Origin of the sequence: Paenibacillus sp. BGI2013, from assembly GCF_002843485.1 — a bacterium.
Classification (GTDB): domain Bacteria; phylum Bacillota; class Bacilli; order Paenibacillales; family Paenibacillaceae; genus Paenibacillus; species Paenibacillus amylolyticus.
This window is the reverse complement of record NZ_PJFA01000002.1, coordinates 561,539-577,038: the sequence shown is the minus strand read 5'-3', so window position 1 is coordinate 577,038 and position 15,500 is coordinate 561,539. Positions and strand designations below refer to the sequence as shown.

Here is a 15,500-nt window from a genome sequence, read left to right as displayed (position 1 = left end):
CTGTTCCTTTGATCAAACCAAACAACCTTCACCCTGCCACAGGGTGAAGGTTTGCCGCTACTATGCAAATGCGGGCTATATAGGTGACTTACATGCCCGGATCGATTTATTTTTTTACTGCGTGAATGAAATGTATCGTTTCAAATGCCCTTAGATGATCGATTCGATCCTGGAAAAACTGTTCCTGAATCGCCTCGGGAGTCAGATGCTCATAAATAAGTAGCCCTGCTTCATCAAGCAAGGCCTCCATCTCCACATATGCATAGCCGGATTGCATCGGCTCACCACCCATTGCAGCCAATTTAACCATATTTTCAACCCGATTAAACATTCCTTTTTCCTCAAAAAGGTGCTCATCTGCATAATCCAGAACTATAGAGCTTCCGGTTGGCAGGTTCGCAAACACATGACGAATCACGTTAAACAGATCATTTTGGGGCAAATAATACGAAACACCCAAGAGACTAGCCAACGTCTTCCGTTTCTTCAAACCTTCAATAGTCAAGCTGTCATTCGAAAGCTCACGCGTAAAATCCATGGGTACCAAGTGAAGATTGTCCGGAATAGTCAGCTCGGCCTGATTCAGCCGCTCTTTCTTGAATTGCTGTGTAGCCGGATAATCCACTTCAATGATATCCAGCGTGTCCTCCAATTCCGGATGCCTCAAAGCAAACGTATCCATCCCGGCGCCAAGAATGACTACCTGCTTCAATCCCAACGCGACTTCATGCAAAAGTACATGCTCACAGTAAGCGGCCCGAGCCAGAGTTATTGGAGATAACTGTACCTGGGTAATCCATTTTAGAACCTTTTCCGGGTCGTCCTTGAGCTCGTGAGCCATATCCGGGTTGAAAAAATGAATGCCTCTAACCATGTTATTGCTGATATCTGAAAACTCTTGAGGAGAGATCAGCAATCTCGCCATAAAATCATCGAAAATGAGGGGTGTGTCATGTTGGCTGTGATAGGCTCGGCCAAAAGTCGAAATCAATGATGTGATACTGGATTCATTTTGCTTCATACTTATTCCTCCCGTACAAACAAAAATAAGATTCCCCTGGCCAGGAGAATCTTATTATATACGGAATATTTTTATATGTAAATTATAGCATAAATACATTTTTTTGTCAACCATAATTTACGGATGAACAGACAGTTTACAGTGGATTTACCGTCCACTTCAACTCGTTCTTCCTTCCGCATCCTATCCAACCCGATGAGATCTGTTAGGCGTCCATTCCATACTCCTTCACTTCACGATTACGGTTCAACACCGCATGCAACACAAAACCAAGTACCGCAATAGCTGCTGTGCCTGTTGCCAGCCACGCTACCGGAATAAGTCCCTGTTTGTCATACATGACCCCCATCGCATAGGGGCCGATAACCCGTCCAACCGCACCGATCCCACCCGATATCCCGATGTAAAAAGGTGCCGCCCTGCCAGCATGCTCGGAGATAAATGCAGGCGTTGCAGGGGAGATCAACATCTCTCCAAACGTGGCAAGTACCATTGCAAGCACCATGCCTGGATAGCTGTACATGGTAATCATCACAATGTAGGCCATGCCATAGAATACCGCACTCGCCGTCATCTGGGCAGTGGAGGTACGGGCCATGGTCCGTTTCACCCAGCTGGTAAAAGGTTGGCCCACAAAGATCAGCACCCCGTTCAGGGTCCAGAGCAGACCGTACATTCTTTTTTCCATACCCTCAGAGATGATATACGGGGACACACCTGTGTTCCAGATGGAGTTGCCGAATAACAGGAAGAGTACGCCCAAGCTCATAAACAGATATAGTCGGGTATTCCCCAGCAATGCCCAGACGCCCGGCCCATCGGGGACGGTTTTCCGTTTCGTCAGATGTACTTCCCCCTGATCCGGTTCAACCCGCGACAGATAATACCAGAAGAAAATTGCAAATCCGGCTGAGGTCACCCCGTTCAGTACAAAGCTGAGGTGATAGGAAAAGTCAGCCAGAAAACCGCTCAACGCCGTACCAATCGCCACCCCGATATTGTTCGCCACATAGATAATATTGAATAATTCACCGCGTCGCTCCGCAAACCGGAAGCCAATAAAGGCTTGAATCGCTGGCAGCGACAATGAACTGAACAGACCAATCCAGCCCATGGCACATATAAATACGACCCAATACGCACTAATCCACGGCAACGCAAACAAACCTAACGCATTAAGCGCCAGTGAGCCAATAATCAGCTTCTTCACGCCTACTCTGTGATACAACGAACCACCAAGCAATTGTCCAAAGATGCCACCCAGGGACTGAATGAGGATTACAAAACCCGCGTTTGCCATCGTCCGTCCAAGCTCATCAAACACATACATGGTGGTCAGCGGCCACATCAAGGCACTGCCTGTTGCGTTAACCAGACTTGCTAATAAAAATACTCTCACTTCTTTTGGATAGTTATCCAGCCATCTCATCATCTCTAGTTCATTCTCCTTAGTACCTCTGCACATACAAATGGCCATAAAAAATAGACCTTTGCCCTGACGGCATAAATATAACCAGCCAGAGCGAAGGTTTTATGAAGTGTTACATCAATTGCACTATAATCCTGCTCAAGTTCTAGCCTTTGTTCATCTTACCTCAAAAAAATCATGCTGCAAGCACACTCATTGACGCTTCACTTCAACAGTGGCTGAGAAGAAGGTCGCCCCGTTCCCCATGTCCGACAACCGATTGGACGTCAGTGAATTCGCCCGCTGCTTCTTCCCGTCACCATCCCACCATAAGCCTTGGCTAATCACTGTTCCCGGCAGCATGGCTTCACTCACCTTGGCGGTAAGTTCAATGCGCCCACGATCATTCCATACGACTACTTCATCTCCATCCTCTAGGTTTCTACGGATGGCGTCCTCGGGGTGTATCTGCAATAAAGGCATCTTTTCCAAACGCTGATGTTTGGCTGAATTACCAAAGGTGGAGTTCAGGAAATTATGGTTTGGCGGCGACAGGAACATCAATGGATACGTATCGGCAGGTCCAGCCGGATGCTCCCCATCATATCCTTCAACCAGAGCACTATAGGTAGGGAGCGGCGGAAGCCCTCTCTGTTCCATCGTCTCGGAATACAATTCAATTTTGCCTGAAGGTGTGGGCAGCTGATCCAGATATGCAGCATATGGCGTCATATCCAGCTTCACGAATCGATGTTCCTTCAGTCCTTCCAACGTGACCCCATTCATGTAGGGGTTGCCTGTGCCCTGAAGTGCGTCCTCAATCATCTGTTCCGGTGTTTCTCCGAAGATTGCAGGATCGTACCCCATAGCCTGCCCAAGCAGTGAGAACAGTTCCACATTGCTCTTGCTCTCCCCAATCGGTGCAATCACCGGCTCTTGCAGATGAACGTACTGATGCCAATAAGAGGTGTACAGGTCCGTCGCTTCAAATGAAGATGTGGCTGGCAATACGATATCTGCATACTTCGCCGTATCCGTCATGAACAGATCATGCACAACCGTGAACAGATCCTCCCGTGCAAAACCTCGCTCCACCCGCTCGGTATCCGGTGCCACCACCAGTGGATTGCTGCAGTAAACCATCATCGCTCGGATTGGCTGCTCTGCTTCCAGCAACGCTTCACCAATCCGGTTCATGTTCACCACTCGCGGCTCCGGATTCTGCCGTAGCTCCGGACGTTCGAGCGCGTCGCTATTTGTGCTCGCGTAGCTGTTAGTGCGAACGGCACCGCCGCCTTGCTTCAGCCACTGCCCTGTAATGGCAGGCAGACATGCAACGCTACGCACGTTCATCCCCCCATTATCATGGTGCTGGAGGCCATTGCCGATGTGAATATGGGCTGCCTGTGCGTTGCCGTATAGTTCGGCCAGCTCCACAATGGTTTCCTCCGGCACGCCCGTAATGCGTGCAACACGTTCAGGGGTGTAACTGCGGACATGATCACGCAGTGCTTCATGACCTACCGTATACTTTTGCATAAACGCTTCATCCGTTAGTCCCCGTTCGAATAGCACATGCATCAAACCCAGCGCCAGTGCGCTGTCCGTGCCCGGATACAGCGGAATAAACCAGTCGCCCCATTGGGCGGTACGATTGCGATGAACGTCGATGACGACAATCTTGGCGCCTTTCTTACGGGCTTTCTCCGCCAAAACGACCTGGTGCATATTTGTACTGACGATATTGCCGCCCCACACCAGGATGAGATCCGCATGCTCCGTATCTTCCGGCACCGTTCCCCGGTTGGCACCCATCGTATATTTCCAGCCCGTATTTCCAGCAGAGTTACAGATCGTCTGCTCCAGTACACTCGCACCAAGCGCATTGAAGAAACGCCGATCCATACCGTCTACGCCGAGAATGCCCATGTTACCGTAAAAGCTGTAGGGCAGGATGCTCTCCGGGCCGTAGGTTTCGGACAATGCGGTGAATTTGGTCGTAATCTCGCGAATCGCTTCATCCCAACTAATTCGTTCGAACTTGCCTTCACCTTTGGCTCCTACACGTTTCATCGGATATTGTAGACGCTCGGGGTGATACACCCGCTCAGTCATATTTCTAACTTTATTACAGATGGCACCCTTGGTTATGGGATGATCCGGATTGCCTGCCACCTTCACAATTTTGCCGTTCTCTTTATGTAATAACAGACCACAAGTGTCCGGACAGTCGAGCGGGCACACCGCCGCAAATACACCATTCTCCTGATCGATCATCGTAAGGCTCCCTTCTTTAAAAGCTATCCCTATATCATATCTTCTTCGAGGTTATCGCGTAAAGAGAACAGTATGTTTTTGCTTCATATTCGCCGCTATAGCGGCTTTAAATTATTTTCAAAAAAATGTTTTTGAGTTTGATTCAACTTCAGAATTCAGGGGTAAATTAAAAATAAGGCATTAGGCTAGTGTTTCCCCACTTCCTCCTCATGCCATATCATGGACCACTCCCGAAATTCGCCATGAACAGGTTTCGTTCCCCCGAACCTTGTCATGGCGAATTTATTTTGCGTTAGACTCCAACAAGAACCCCATACAAAAAAACGATCCCGCCCTGCTCCCTCACAGCATATTCGCCATGAACCGAGCAAGATCAGAATCGTCTTCTCTTCTATAACCCGTGCACACATGCTACGCTGTGCCCGCTATGCTTGTTTGCTCAACATCACTCTAGCCTCCGTCTCCACAGCTTCGATCGACGTTGCTATCTCCGGCTTCACTTTCGGCTCAGCTTGGCGCAGGTACACCACCCAATAGGCTGCAGCTACAAACAGAGCACCACCAGTCAGATTCCCGAGCCATACCGGAATGAAATTCATCACATATTGACCCCACGAATAATGTCCTTCAAAGATTGCCGCCGGGATGAGGAACATATTGGCCACAACGTGCTGGAATCCAATCGCCACAAATGCCATCGTTGGAAACCAAATGCCCAGTACCTTGCCACTCATCGTATCCGAAGCATAAGATAACCACACGGCCAGCGCGACCAGCCAGTTACAGCCGATGCCAGAGATGAAAGCTTGCAGGAAACCCTCATGCAGCTTATGCCCAGCCATATCCACCACTTTTGCCAGATATACACCCTCTCCGGTCAGACCCAGCACATGTCCAAACGCGTACGCGACAAACAAAGCTCCAACAAAATTACCAATCGTCACTAAGGTTAGATTTTTCAACATGCTACCCACGGATAATTTTCTTGCAATCGTTGCAAGTGGAACTGCCATCATGTTACCTGTCAACAGCTCTCCACCACCGATGAGTACCAAGATTAATCCAACCGGGAACACTGCCGCTCCAATCAGATTGACCAGACTTCCCCACTCTGCTGGCGCAGAAGCAATCACTCGAATATCCAGTAGAAACCCCAGCGCAATAAAAGCACCTGCCAGAAAACTAAGCACCAGTACAGAAGACGCCGGATATTGAGCCTTCTTCATGCCTGTCTGCGCCGTATATTGTGCAACCTCAAGAGGTGTTTTTGCTGCCATATCATTCATCCTCTCCTTCATTGTTCATCGTTGGATAAAACCATCTGAATTCCTTTGTTTATGCGTTGAATACCATATCTCAATTGTATCTCGGTCCTAAACATAACTTTGTGCAAATTATCACAATGTTGTTTAAAAAGATACTTTAAGAGTGTCTTGGAATAGTTATGACAGCAAGAGTGTAGTAAGGCCTTTTGTAGCTAAAAAAATCACAAAAAAGACTGACGATATACTCGCCAGTCTTCTTTTCCTTTATAATCATCCGCCTTGTTTCGTAATCTTGGCAGTTATTGTACTCCTCTTATTTACGGACAAGCATGACTTATCTTTGTATGGCGTTTATCATGCCCTCTGTTCAACCATCTATTCTGCTTCCTTACACCATTGCTGGTGCTTTTACTTCTATTGGAGGCAGTGCTTGCAGACCCGCCGTGTTCAGGAAGTTCCACGGTTTGTTGTAATGTGGCTGGAAGAAGAAGTCGATGAAGGCCAGCTCATCTACGGTCATGTTATTTTGGATGCAAACCGAGATTGTATTAATCGATTGAGTCAGATCAACCTGAGACATCACCTGTGCTCCAACGATCCGACGAGTAGCCTGCTCATATACTACTTTGAGCAACAGTTTCTCAGCCGTTGGCATGAACTCCGGACGGTAGCTGTCTTCCAGTACGACAGATTCAACAATCAGGCCTTCGTCAGCAGCAGACATTTCCGTCATCCCTGTACCCGCGATATTTTGCTCATAAATTTTGATACCCGATGTTCCTTGTGTACCCATATACGGTGTCGTAGGACGAACCAGGTTACGGGCTACGAGTGTACCCATCCGCACGGCGTTGGTTGCCAGTGGAATGTAAGATGCTTTGCCTGTTGGGTTGTAATGAATAGCACAGCTGTCACCCGCAGCGAAGACGTCTTTTTGACTCGTTTGCATATATTTATCCACGATGATTGCGCCGTTTGGCAGCATATCCACTTGGCCTTTGAGCAGCTCTGTATTTGGACGGAAACCAATGCACAGAATAACCAGATCGGTTTCGAACTCTCCTTTGGACGTGATCACTTTAGTCACTTTGCCATTTTCACCAGTAAACTTCTGTACCGTTTGACCAAGTGCCAACTTGATGCCGCGTCCAGTCAACGTATCTTCAATCGCATCCGTGAACTCAGGGTCCAAGTATTTATTCAAAATCCGGTCCACACTGTCGATCAGGGTAACTTCCTTGCCGTTCATTTGGAAAGCTTCCACCAGCTCTACGCCGATATATCCTGCACCTACAACGGTGACACGTTTGGCATCTTTGGCTTTTTCAATAATCGTGTTGGAATGATTGTAGTTTTTGCAAAGTAAAATGTTATCCATCTCGATGCCTTCAAGCTTTGGAACGACAGGCCATGACCCCGTTGTCACGATCAGTTTGTCAAACGTATCTTCAAATTCTTCCCCGGTTTGCAGGTTTTTAGCCTGAAGGGTATGGCCCTTGGCATCTACTGCTGTTACTTCATGAAGCATCTTGGTCTCAACACCAAGCTCTGCCAGTTGATTAGGCGAAGAATAGAACAAACCGTCAGGGTCTTTCACAACCCCACCTACGTAGAGTGCAATGCCACAAGATAGGAAGGAAATATTGTCATTGCGCTCATACACGGTGATGGTAGCATCCGGGTACAATTTAGCGGTATTTACGATGGCTGCGGTTCCTGCGTGTGTACATCCGATAACTGCGATTTTCATTAAAAGTTCCTCCTCGAAATATATAAATGAGTTTGAATATAAGGTTGTTATGGTTGTGAAACATTTCACTTCTTGTTCGAAACTGTGTATGTGATTTATTTCACTTTATACACTCATTATAATGTGATATTTTTCACATTGCAATAGGTTGAGCAAAAAAAGTTTGTCGAAGGAGGTCATTTCCCTGTATTTAAGCCTTTCTTCCCTTCATTGTATTGATTTCATTGTCCCCGGATTTGGGCGGGTTTATGCTATGTAATGGCTTCCGTGATCCCTGTATGAATGCAGTGTGGACGTATAAAGTTAGAGGCGTCTTCTGCATTCATGTTTGACTTATACAAAAAATAAATGGCTTCAATTTTCATTACAGAGTTGATCTCATGGATCCAACTCATACCTGTGAAGAGAATAAATCTGCGTATATAAAATAATCAAAGAAGCCCATCTTTGCTTATGCAAGGACAGGCTTCTCAAACGTTCTTGTATTAACCGAGCAATTTCTCGATATCTGCAATCATTGTCTCCGGAGATTCTTTCGGTTCAACACGACCTACCACTTCACCTTCACGGTTAACAAGAAACTTGGTGAAGTTCCATTGAATGTCGCTTGTTTCACCTACGCCAGGTTGTTGCTCCTTCAGGTATTGGAACAGGGGATGAGTGCCCTCACCATTCACATCTACCTTGGCAAACACCGGGAAATTCACACCATAGTTAATCTGGCAAAATGATTCCGCTTCCTCACTTGTACCTGGCTCCTGCCCTCCAAACTGGTTACAAGGGAAACCCAGTACAACCAAGCCTTGATCACGATAACGATCATAAAGCTTTTGCAATTCACCGTATTGCGGGGTCAGCCCACACTTGCTGGCTGTATTGGCAATGACCAATACCTTACCTTGATACAGATCCAGTGAGACTTCTTGGTTCGCGGTGGTTACCGCCTGATATGAATATACGGACATGACTGATTCCTCCCATGACATATGTTGGTTTGGGCTGTTGCGAGCACGTTGGCATAACCAATGAACCCACAGCCTGTCCTATTATTATAAACCTGATCCAATGTGATTACCAAATCCCGGGTCTACTCGTCCCCTTTGCTCCCATGCATTGCAAATCCCCCATGAATGCAAAAGAGCCGCGTGCGATAGCGCACAGCGGCTTCATTCTATAATGTAAGGACCACATATGGCCCATTTCGTTAACTTCCTGTCGCTTGAACACGTGGTTCTGCCCGTCCTCCAGCATGAACCATCGCGCTGTTCATGACCAGCTGCTCTGGCGTCTTCGATTGCTGGCGTTCGCCTGCAAGAGCGTAAGGCAAGCAGAGCGGTACACCGGAACGCGGATCAATCACGATATCTGCTTCAATGTTGAATACTTCACGAAGTACATCTGAGTTCATAACTTCCACAGGTGAACCATGAGCGATGGCTTTACCTTTTTTGATACCAATCATGTGATGTGCGTAGCGGGAAGCATGATTCAAGTCATGCACAACCATAACAATGGTACGGTTGGCTGTGGCATTCAGTTGCTCCAGTAATTGCAATACTTCGAGCTGGTGAGCCATATCCAGGAATGTAGTCGGCTCGTCCAGGAAAAGGATATCTGTTTCTTGGGCAAGTGCCATGGCAATCCAGGCACGTTGACGCTGTCCACCGGACAGTTGATCAATCGGACGATCATGGAATTCAGTCATGGCTGTCACTTCAATAGCCCATTCAATCATACGTTTGTCTTCCGCACGCATGGAGCCAAATCCTTTTTGATAAGGAAAGCGACCATACGATACCAATTCAGTAACGGTAAGACCTTCAGGGGCTGTTGGATTCTGTGGCAGAATCGCAAGTTGCTTGGCAACTTCACGCGTGGACTGTTTATGGATGGACTTCCCGTCGAGCAATACATTACCTGCTTTTGGAGCCATAATGCGTGCCATCGTTTTCAGGATGGTTGACTTCCCTGAACCATTGGCTCCAACAAGTGCTGTAATTTTTCCTTGGGGAATCTGAATATTCAGATCCTCTACAATTAGTCTTTCCTCATAAGCGATATCCAGCTTGGTCGTCTCCAGACGAAACATGCGATCATCCCTCTCTCATTTATCCCGGTTATGTAATCCGGCTATGACAACAAAAACGAAATTGTAATTCTGTGATTTCCGACGCAAATATCTTCTACACTAAAGATACTGATAATCATTATCATTTGTCAACATAAAAAACCAAATTTTCTTCTCTTTTCGTGCTTTATTTGGACTTTCTGTAGCAGAAATCCCGCTCTTTTCTCAAGTACACATGAGATCTTTTCTCATTCATTCCGCGCACTTTATCACTTCTGACTGTTTTTCAAACTCTTGAATCGCAAATTTTGTGTCTGAATTGTGAATGTGTGAGTTTTTTTCATGCAATGGCTGTATCCGCCATATCAAATAAAAAAAGATGACCTTGAAATCTAAAGTTCAAGGTCATCTCACATACGCTCGTTTAATAAGGTATGAGGTCAGCATTTTTCATTATTGGATCAAAAGACACTTAATGAATCTATGCAACATGCTCATATAAAATAACTTACAGCTTCGGCTGAGGCATCAATTGAATTACAGTCATACTGCCCTGCGTACTCTTCACACTGGCAATACTCTCGGCATCCATATTCGCTGGAAGATCGATCTGCAATCCATACGGATAGAGACGATCTACCTCTCCAATAGACATCTGTGCAGGAGTGTTCGCATCCTGTTCATTGGATACAGATGTGTCAGGCGATGTGGAACCAGTAGCTTGATCGGCATCCGTACCTTGATCCGTGTCTCCACTCCCAGCATTAGACGGTGCATTCGTCCCTGTATCCGTTGTTGTATCAGTAGCAGGATCTGAAGTGGAATCACCCGATGTTGAAGGATCGGCCTGCTGATCGCCATCCTCCGTCTGCTCTATGTTTCCCGCTGAAGAACCATCCGTGCTTCCTTCGGAAGTACTTCCTGAGCCACCATCGGAAGGAACTTGGTTATCTGGCTCCTCATTCCGATTAAAGCTCTCCCACTTACCTGTAGCATCCAACTCCTGAGTGCTATCATCCTTCAGCGTCAATTGAAGTTTGCCTTGCTCAAACTCAGTGCTTCCCGTATCATTCCTGAAACGGATCACCAGTTGAGCAGGTAATTCCGTACCCTCCTGTTCACTCGCAGGAATCATATAAGCAATCTGCTCCGCGAGCTGCACCTCCGGTTCAGCCGGTATGACAGGCTCCTGGGTAGATGGAGGGGATGCCGCTGGCGGCTCTACAGAATCTTTCATCCATGCATATGTACCGCCAGCAATACCCAGAACCAGGATCAAGAGGATTAATCCGAACAGATTTTTCCTTTTACCCGTTAGCATCCGCACCAGTGGAGAGGACAATTCCGTCTTCGCACGGTCATAGACCGGCTTCATTGTCTTGCTGGCTCTAACGTAATACGGTTTGAAAGCTGACTTCGACTTGAATGCTTCACGGTCATGGGCTTTGAAATACGCCACGATCGCATCCGCATATCCTTTATGCGCATTGGAACCCCGGACAAACATTCGATGATCTCCTGACCATTCGAAGAATGGATACAGCCCTTCAGCACGACTTGCATTGGTGCGGATGAATTCAATCAGGCCAGGATAATCCAACCGATTGCTGCCGCTTCCTCCCCGATAAAAAGCCATCGGCAAAGCTTCATATGCCGCAATCCCCGGATGAGCCTGCAGCTCTCCGGCAAGCCAGCGACGCGTCCAGCGTTGAAGTTCATTGCGTTCTGCCAGGGAAAGTGCCTCCAAGGCCTCTTCTTCATTCCCCTCGCCACTAAGCCACACTCTCGCAGCCAGCATCATGTTCGTTCGAGCAGATACATCAGAGCCCTGACGTGCCGCCCAATCCCGAACCTCATTACCATGCTGCAAAATATCAATGCTTAATAGCTGTTCACGGTTAACCCGATCCAGATCCAGATCCTGAATCATAAACAGGTTAATGACATAAGCAAGCTTGTCTGCAAGGCGGGTTAACTCCTCCTGATATGCCGGATCTTGACTGGCAGACGGAGATCCCCCTTTGCGATTAGGACGGGCTGTAGCTTCAGATTGACCAATTCGTGCCGTAATGCCTGTATCATAGGTGACATCAGCGGATACCCGATCCAGTATGCTAACACGCTGGAGGGCTTCATTCGCAGATTGTACCGGATTAGGCGCAGAACATAACCGTTCAAGCAGCTCATTGGCTGTCCGCTCCTGCAAGAAGCTGTAGTGGATCGCAGATGGATGGGACGTAACCCATCTTCGGATCACTTCCACAACGTTCGCTGCCGATTCCGTGCGTTTCAGCTGATTGTCCAGATAAGGCTCGAACAACAGCTTGGTAAGCGATTCATTGGCCAGCACTTTATCAAAGAAAGCCCGATTCAGCTGCGGATCCCGATCCAGCACAGCATACAATTCCTGCACAGCGCGCATACGCTTCTGGGCGCGGGCATTATTCACACCGTAGATGAAATAGTCCACAATCCGGGATTGCACCACGGGCGTGGCAACACTGAAATATTCGCCAATGCGAGCTGCGACGTCTTCTTCGGGTACGTTCTCACGCTTCACGCTGTCCAGTTCCCTGCTGAGCAAGGTCAGGAACAGCTCGTTCAGACGGGAACGTTGCTGCAATCCACCATCCGGCTTCAAATAGGTCAGCAAGCCACTCAGGACATGACTTTTGTTATCCAGATAGAGGTCTTCCATGCCTTGTTCAAGACCATAGAACACCGCAAGTTCGCCATATGCTTCAATGGAAAGTTCCCGCCCAGGTTCCATGCCGGACATCATTTCATCCGCAAACGTATAGAACGCATCCGCCGCCGCAGGTTCCTGCAATAAGGCCCAAGCGAATTCTGCATAAGGTAACTTCGCCACAGATGCATCCGCATGTGTCACTCTGCCGGATACCAGATCAAAGGTGAAATCCTTCTCCGTATTCCGGTCTTTCGGACGTAACGTCCCTCGCTCAACAAACTGGACGTGGATGCCCTTCTTGGCCTGTGGCTCCTTGGCAAACGTCATGAATCCCAGCTGCCGCCGGAATGCGTAGGGTAAAGCCGTGTACAGCAAACGTAACAATCCTTTGGCCCCTGCGGTCACTTCCTCTGCGGGAAGGTCCAGCGCAATGTATACTTTTCTGCGTGTCGCTACAGACTGCATTACCGCATAGAGCAGGCGCTTGAACAGCACTTCGTTCATTTTCAAGGTGCTCAGCACTTGGGTTGGTGATCCTACGCCAGCATCGGTCGCCCCACCCTGTCCGCTCCTAGGTGATATAGGCAATTCAGCAAGTGCTGGCAGAACTGTACCTTGTTCGATGTCATATGACGTGGCGAACACGGCATCCAGCCAGCCGCCTTGCTTCATCTGCTCTTCCGAGCGTTCGGGAGACAAGACGTAATTATGTGCAAAAAAGGCACTTCGCAGCCCGGTGAAATCTGCAGACTGGTACACATTTTGCCCAAGAATCGTCTCTCCACTCTCCAGATGAAGCAGGTGAATGGCAGCCGGAAACTTCGTCTCGTCCTTCTCGCTACGGCCTGTTAGCTCCGCTGGAGCGTCATAGACACAGTAGGGGTGAAGCACTTTTTTGATAAAAGAAGGGTCCAGTCCCGGCGATGCCGCAACCGTATCAAACCCCTCTGTTGTGCGAAACACCCCGCGCCGCTCTCGGGTATACAGCTGTTGTTCAATGGGCGGGGTTACGGAAGAACGCATCATCCCACTCTCCCCTCAATGTACTTCAGCTTGTACAGGAGCCACAGGAAAGGTTCATCCACGCGAATCGGACTAACCACACCCTGCAATTTCATATCCACCGGATTGCTACCCAGCGCAGAGACTGCGAAATAGGCTGTATCCTTGAAGTACACATCCATCGTGCCCTTGAATGGGCGATCCACTTTCTCGATAAAACGCCGGATCTCCCCGTCGATATTCTCGAACTCGGTTAAGTCGAACCAATCGCGGTGCACCATGTTGCGGAAGACATTACTGTTGGATTTGATATAATCCCCCTCTTCATCCTTGAGGGAATGCAGCATGTCGCTTTTGGTGAGCACAACGGCCGTTGGAATATTCGTTTTGGCTTTGTCCTGGTATGCGATAAAATCTCCAAACATCGTCAGTACCACGTCACGCGGCTCATCGTATCGTGGTGTCCACTCTCCCGGCTCGTTGCCAAGGTTAATGCGGATTTTGTCCCGAATCGAACGAATCTGAAGCGGGTCCACCATGAACAGGATACCTGCCGAGTTCTTGATGTGCTGCCCGTGAAGTCCGAGATAATCCTGCTCCACCATACCTTCACCCGCAACGTCGAAAAAAACCAGTGTCAGCGGCGCTTTATCTTCGTCCTTGAACACAAATTGGAAGATAAACGGCTCCTGCAGTTTCTCCTTCTGTGTGGAATCCAGCAGATCCCCCCGTTCAAACAACGGTTCTTCATAATCCGCACGGAACCGGCGGCTAATCTCCGCATTCAATGGCATGCAAGCCGCGTCAAAATGATCGGCCGTATAATGCTGCAATGTATGAATTAATGAAGTCATGTAGACGGATTTCCCCACTTGGGATGCACCAATAATGGAAATGATATTGCTCGGTGCTTTACCTGCCGTAACAGGCAGCTCGTTATGACATTGCGGACACAACCGGCGACGTGTAACGACACCATACCGATCGTTCAGACCCATCACAATGTTATCGGAATAAATCCGGTGTTCCTCCGGTACATCATGAGGGGCCAATACCGCCTCCATATCAAATACCGTGTCGAGTCCGAATCTTTCACGATACCGATTCAACTTCGCATCTTCCCCGAGTGCGTAGTCCTCGTCATCATCGCGGTGATGGGCGGCGCGGAACACTACCTCTTCCGGTGAAAACTTACTGAAACAATAAGGGCACACAATATCGTAAAACAGCGGACGTTCCTCCGGCTGTTGTCTCTTCAAAAACCGACTAAAAAAGCTCATAGCCACTCCCCTCCCCTGATCAGTCAGACTAAGGTGATTTACACTTGCACTACGATGACAGAGTAACCTTCCAATCGCTAGTCCAACTATCTAGTCTGATATAAGCCGATAGGCGGCTCCATATTTCGGTCCGTCCGTGAAGAATAATCGCACATAATCATCCTTGGCAACTTCAACGGGCGGCATCTCATTTCTTCCGGGAGCAAAATCACTCACAAAAGGGTACACCGTACCATCTTCCTTATTCAGCGGAACCCCGCCCTGTTTGCGAACATAACAGAGGGCTTCCTTTGGAACAGGTACTTCCGCTGTGACGGTGATCAATACACTTTTTCGTTTCTGAAAAAAACCGCTCTTGTAACGAATGGAAAAGCGGATATCCGCCTTCCCTGCGCTTGCAATCACCATGTTGTCCTCGTCTCGTTGACGGATCAGCACAGGCCCATCTTCCTGCATCTGACACACATAAACCGTGTACTTGATGGCACCAAAACCTGTAATCCGATCCGTGTAACCATTGCTCGCCTTATATTCCTCTCTCGTGTACAGCTTCAGCTTGCCCTGTGCAGGCTCTTCCCCGGTACGATCATCGCTCATCATATCCAGCTCCAGCCGTTCCACATACACAGCTTCTACCCGTTCCGGCCAGAGCCAGCGAAGTGTACAACGCCCTTCGTCCACCGCAAGTGTCAGTTTTCGAATCAAGGGTGTCGAAGGGTCTGCATCCGTAAACCGCATTT

At 48.3% G+C, this 15,500-nt stretch carries 10 protein-coding genes; all 10 read right to left on the bottom strand.

The genetic code is table 11. From position 1 onward, the window contains the following. Positions 1 to 106: 106 nt before the first annotated feature. Positions 107 to 1,021, bottom strand: a complete 915-nt coding sequence (locus CXK86_RS06365; RefSeq protein ID WP_076253669.1) for a class I SAM-dependent methyltransferase — start codon at positions 1,019 to 1,021, stop codon at positions 107 to 109. 205 nt (positions 1,022 to 1,226) lie between these two features. Then, on the bottom strand, positions 1,227 to 2,450 hold the full coding sequence (locus tag CXK86_RS06360; protein ID WP_076253731.1) for an MFS transporter: 1,224 nt from the start codon (positions 2,448 to 2,450) through the stop codon (positions 1,227 to 1,229). A 192-nt stretch (positions 2,451 to 2,642) separates the two neighbouring features. Then, positions 2,643 to 4,706: a molybdopterin-containing oxidoreductase family protein gene (locus CXK86_RS06355; RefSeq protein WP_101313532.1), complete on the bottom strand. Its 2,064-nt coding sequence runs from the start codon at positions 4,704 to 4,706 to the stop codon at positions 2,643 to 2,645. A gap of 425 nt (positions 4,707 to 5,131) precedes the next feature. Beyond that, positions 5,132 to 5,983 (bottom strand): formate/nitrite transporter family protein, encoded by an 852-nt coding sequence (locus tag CXK86_RS06350; protein WP_076253671.1) that lies wholly within the window; start codon positions 5,981 to 5,983, stop codon positions 5,132 to 5,134. A 376-nt stretch (positions 5,984 to 6,359) separates the two neighbouring features. After that, positions 6,360 to 7,721, bottom strand: a complete 1,362-nt coding sequence (locus CXK86_RS06345; RefSeq protein ID WP_074092585.1) for an FAD-dependent oxidoreductase — start codon at positions 7,719 to 7,721, stop codon at positions 6,360 to 6,362. 485 nt (positions 7,722 to 8,206) lie between these two features. After that, on the bottom strand, positions 8,207 to 8,686 hold the full coding sequence (locus CXK86_RS06340; protein ID WP_076253672.1) for a glutathione peroxidase: 480 nt from the start codon (positions 8,684 to 8,686) through the stop codon (positions 8,207 to 8,209). Positions 8,687 to 8,925: 239 nt separating this feature from the next. Further along, positions 8,926 to 9,810 (bottom strand): ABC transporter ATP-binding protein, encoded by an 885-nt coding sequence (locus CXK86_RS06335; protein WP_036612750.1) that lies wholly within the window; start codon positions 9,808 to 9,810, stop codon positions 8,926 to 8,928. A gap of 487 nt (positions 9,811 to 10,297) precedes the next feature. Beyond that, complete coding sequence (locus CXK86_RS06330) at positions 10,298 to 13,504, bottom strand: GAP1-N2 domain-containing protein (RefSeq protein WP_143781305.1); 3,207 nt, start codon at positions 13,502 to 13,504, stop codon at positions 10,298 to 10,300. Then, positions 13,501 to 14,760, bottom strand: a complete 1,260-nt coding sequence (locus tag CXK86_RS06325) for a TRAFAC clade GTPase domain-containing protein (RefSeq protein WP_024632789.1) — start codon at positions 14,758 to 14,760, stop codon at positions 13,501 to 13,503. The genes CXK86_RS06330 and CXK86_RS06325 overlap by 4 nt, the downstream gene beginning before the upstream one ends. Before the next feature lie 90 nt (positions 14,761 to 14,850). After that, entirely contained in the window at positions 14,851 to 15,498 is a 648-nt protein-coding gene (locus CXK86_RS06320) for a hypothetical protein (RefSeq protein WP_062836882.1), read from the bottom strand. Positions 15,499 to 15,500 lie beyond the last annotated feature (2 nt).

Bases quoted from the DNA above. Each gene is read 5' to 3' on its own strand.
- CXK86_RS06345 (WP_074092585.1), bottom strand. From the start codon at position 7,721: ATGAAAATCGCAGTTATCGGATGTACACACGCAGGAACCGCAGCCATC.
- CXK86_RS06350 (WP_076253671.1), bottom strand. From the start codon at position 5,983: ATGGCAGCAAAAACACCTCTTGAGGTTGCACAATATACGGCGCAGACA.
- CXK86_RS06360 (WP_076253731.1), bottom strand. From the start codon at position 2,450: ATGAGATGGCTGGATAACTATCCAAAAGAAGTGAGAGTATTTTTATTA.
- CXK86_RS06335 (WP_036612750.1), bottom strand. From the start codon at position 9,810: ATGTTTCGTCTGGAGACGACCAAGCTGGATATCGCTTATGAGGAAAGA.
- CXK86_RS06320 (WP_062836882.1), bottom strand. From the start codon at position 15,498: ATGCGGTTTACGGATGCAGACCCTTCGACACCCTTGATTCGAAAACTG.
- CXK86_RS06325 (WP_024632789.1), bottom strand. From the start codon at position 14,760: ATGAGCTTTTTTAGTCGGTTTTTGAAGAGACAACAGCCGGAGGAACGT.
- CXK86_RS06340 (WP_076253672.1), bottom strand. From the start codon at position 8,686: ATGTCCGTATATTCATATCAGGCGGTAACCACCGCGAACCAAGAAGTC.
- CXK86_RS06365 (WP_076253669.1), bottom strand. From the start codon at position 1,021: ATGAAGCAAAATGAATCCAGTATCACATCATTGATTTCGACTTTTGGC.
- CXK86_RS06330 (WP_143781305.1), bottom strand. From the start codon at position 13,504: ATGATGCGTTCTTCCGTAACCCCGCCCATTGAACAACAGCTGTATACC.
- CXK86_RS06355 (WP_101313532.1), bottom strand. From the start codon at position 4,706: ATGATCGATCAGGAGAATGGTGTATTTGCGGCGGTGTGCCCGCTCGAC.